We start from the raw sequence: 471 nt of genomic DNA, 5'->3' as shown, positions 1-471 counted from the left end.
AGGTAGCCGTATCGGAAGGTGCGGCTGGATCACCTCCTTTCTAAGGAAAACGTCCCTTACGGGACATGCCCATCGTTCAGTTTTGAGAGCTCGTCTCTCAGTCTCGATAGAGACACTCGCACCTTGAAAACTGAAGACATCAACAAGACATCAAACTTTTAATTAACCATGTCATTTAAGACGTGTGTTCTTAGAATACCAACGCTAGATCAAGGTATGAAGGGCGTACGGTGGATGCCTTGGCACTAGGAGCCGATGAAGGACGCGACGAACAGCGATATGCTTCGGGGAGCAGTAAGTATGCTTTGATCCGAAGATTTCCGAATGGGGGAACCCACCATCTGTAATGGGATGGGACATGTTACATGAATACATAGTGTAACGTGAGGCAGACCCGGGGAACTGAAACATCTAAGTACCCGGAGGAAGAGAAAGCAAATGCGATTCCCTGAGTAGCGGCGAGCGAAACGG

Annotated in this window: 1 rRNA gene; it reads left to right on the top strand. The window is 48.8% G+C overall.

The annotated features are described in order from the left end of the window. Nucleotides 1–207 precede the first annotated feature (207 nt). A 23S ribosomal RNA gene (locus KNQ15_RS16645) occupies nt 208–471 on the top strand; the annotation flags it as partial.

The organism is Exiguobacterium sp. s168, from assembly GCF_018619035.1.
Lineage (GTDB): Bacteria > Bacillota > Bacilli > Exiguobacteriales > Exiguobacteriaceae > Exiguobacterium_A > Exiguobacterium_A acetylicum.
Note: the sequence above shows the minus strand (reverse complement) of the source record. Positions and strands in the feature narration are given on the sequence as shown.